This is a genomic window from Trichococcus sp. K1Tr (assembly GCF_028309625.1).
GTDB lineage: Bacteria > Bacillota > Bacilli > Lactobacillales > Aerococcaceae > Trichococcus.
In genome coordinates, this window is the sequence record NZ_JAQMHR010000023.1 from 1 (window position 1) to 2,800 (window position 2,800).

A 2,800-nucleotide genomic window follows, 5' to 3' on the forward strand; every position below is an offset into this window, starting at 1 on the left:
ACACATATGATTTGTTAATCTTGCTTCGTTTAGTACGAGAAGAGCGTTCAAAAAGCTATAATTTGATGAGAACGGTTCAGAAAGCGCCAGAAGGGGCTGAGATTGATAAAAGTGTAATAGAGTTCGGAGAAAGCGAATATCGCCTTTATACGGCTCGTATGAAGCTCATAGAGGGTCTCTTAATAGACAGGATGGGGTACAAGCCTAAACGAGTGGATGATAAGCTGCTTGAAGCGTTAAAACAGCGAATAGAGTCGAATTAGGGTTGCATTTATGAAAGATTTGGTAGAAAATTAGACATAAGAAAAGCCCTCAAGTTTTGGTCGACTGCGAGGACTTCTCTTAAAAACTATGAAGGAATTAACCTGTAAGAAAGATTAACTCTTTTTGTTGAATGTGTGTAAGTGTATTTTAACACAAACAGATTAATTTCTTCCAGTTAAAAATTGGGGAATTGTAATGAAAAAAGAAGATAGCTTGAGAAGTAGTTTAGATAAAGCAGAACAAAATGCTAGAAAAAGAGATTTTGAAAAGGATCGAGAATCCAGGTTAAAAGCAGAAGAACTAAAAAAATCTTTATTAGATCAATTAAAGGAACTTACTGGTGAAGATCACTTTGTTGGAACTAGTAAAGATCCTTTTGCAGGGGAGCCGTTTAATCAAACTATGCATAGAAATTTAGATTTGTTAAATAGAATTGGTTATCTTAATCAAGCCGAAGGGGACTTTCTTTTTAGGATTCAAGCGTACTTAGAATTTAAAAGCAATGTAATCATTTGCAGAGAGGATAAATTTAAAAAGAAACAAAAAAATGTTGTTGAAGATGACTTTGAACTTCCAAAGGCAGCAACAGTTTCAGAAATTGCTGAAATGATTGGGAAATCCCGTAGACAAACATCCGAAATTATGAATTCTTTGAAACAAAAAGAAATTTTACTTAATCCCGAAGGCGCAGGTCAAGTATCTGAAAATGGACGTACTGTAAGCCCTAGAACGTGGATTGTAAATCCTTATATTATGATTTGTGCTCCACGAAAAAATGAAGTTAAGTTAGATAAGTTAACAATGAGATTGTTTCAACATTCTTTAAAAAAACTTAAAGATCAGAACGGTAAAAAGGTAACATTACCTGCTAGATTTTTTTAAACTGATTTTTTAGATCGTATCATATTTGATACGATCTTTTTTTATTAATTGCACTTTTTAAGGTGTGCGGAATTCCTCTCATTTTAGTGCCATAATGAGAGGAATTCCGCACACCTTAAAAAGTGCATCAAACCCAGTCATATCAACGGTTTAACCCTCTTTTTAAACTTTCTCTCTATTATCACTATTGTTTAGTAGCAATTCGCTGATAGAATTGCAAGGGTCTTTTTATACTTTTTTTCGTTCAAAAAATTAGCCATAAAGGCTAAAAGACCGCCTTAAGGCGGATTAGCTATTAGATGAAATTTGTATCTGTTTTACTTTTTAAAAGAGAACGCTATATAGGAACGCGGTTCCTTTCTATATATTTTGAAGGACGGGTACCGTTCTAGTTTCGAACGTATTGATTTATCAAGTTTCAATTTTTATTAAAGTTTAGTATTATATCTTTAATAAATTTTATTTTAAAATAGAGAACGGTAATTGTAACGCCGTGATCACGGAGGGATAAAGCGTGGATAAAACTGATAAGGCTTATACTCCTAAAGAAGTTAATTCTTTGTTAGATGTATCGGAAAGTACAGCAAGAAAATGGTGTATATCTTTAGAAAAAAAAGGATATATGTTTATTAGAAATCATAGGAACCAACGTCTTTTTACAGAACATGATCTTGTTGCTTTGAAGAAGTTTCAAGCTTTATTAAAAGAGACTAATATGCCAATGGATAACGCGGCGGATATTATAGTATCAAGGTTTGGTAAGGGTACGTTCGAAGATCGAACGCTATCCGTTCGAGAAGAAAATAATGAAGAACAGCGTTCTCTAGAGCGTTCTGAAGAAACAATAAACAAGCTTATGGAACATATTAAGACACAAGAAGCATACATGAAAAAACAAGATAAATTTAATCAAAATTTATTAGAGCGTTTAGATCAACAAGAAAAATATATACTTTCTCGTCTTGAAGAAAGAGATAAGTCTTTAACTGACTCTCTCAGAGAAATGCAGCAAACTCAGAAGTTAATTGCTGCTGCTCAAGAAGAAAAGAAAAGTTTTTTTGCTAAACTTTTTGGCAGGTGATTTTTTAAAAAAACAAGGGAAAATCTATCCCTTGTTTTTTTGTATTGTCTTATTGTTTCAATCTTAATATGAATTCTAATAGAATAGAATATAAAAGAAGTAGTTTACAAAATTATCAATAAATAGTAGAATTTTATAGGTGTTGTTTACATAAAAAAATGGTATATAAGGGGAATTTTATGAAAAAAAGAGCATTGAAAGTATTATTTGTAGGTTCACTTGTAGGAAGTCTATTGAATTTTGGAAATGTAGTATCTGCTTCTGAAAAAGATTTTACTTCTTTCTCAACTTATGATGGTACTGATATTAAGGTAGGTAAAACATTGGAAGATACATCTAAATTTAATGTATCAAAAGCTTCAGGGGTAACTAATGAGGAATTAAATGTAGATGTAAAAAAGCTTGATAATGGTATTGAGCAAACAGTAACAACTGAACCAAATAATGAAAAAGTTGTTTATGAAACACCTTTTGATTTTAAAAATGGAGAACATATTGAATTAGTAAAAGATGATGAAGGAAAAACTGATGGTTCTGCATTAGTTTACGATAAAGATGGAGAATCAATTGCAG

Annotated in this window: 4 protein-coding genes; all 4 read left to right on the forward strand. The window is 31.8% G+C overall.

Annotated features, from left to right (window positions below; translation table 11 throughout):
- Positions 1–263 (forward strand): hypothetical protein (locus tag PH235_RS14470; RefSeq protein WP_334223648.1); only part of this gene is annotated, 263 nt, incomplete at its 5' end.
- A 196-nt stretch (positions 264–459) separates the two neighbouring features.
- Complete coding sequence (locus tag PH235_RS14475; protein ID WP_025908116.1) at positions 460–1,146, forward strand: hypothetical protein; 687 nt, start codon at positions 460–462, stop codon at positions 1,144–1,146.
- Between the two features lie 514 nt (positions 1,147–1,660).
- Positions 1,661–2,227: a DUF3967 domain-containing protein gene (locus PH235_RS14480; protein ID WP_062954811.1), complete on the forward strand. Its 567-nt coding sequence runs from the start codon at positions 1,661–1,663 to the stop codon at positions 2,225–2,227.
- Positions 2,228–2,406: 179 nt separating this feature from the next.
- Positions 2,407–2,800: hypothetical protein (locus tag PH235_RS14485; RefSeq protein WP_272162957.1), on the forward strand; the 394-nt coding region annotated here is incomplete at its 3' end.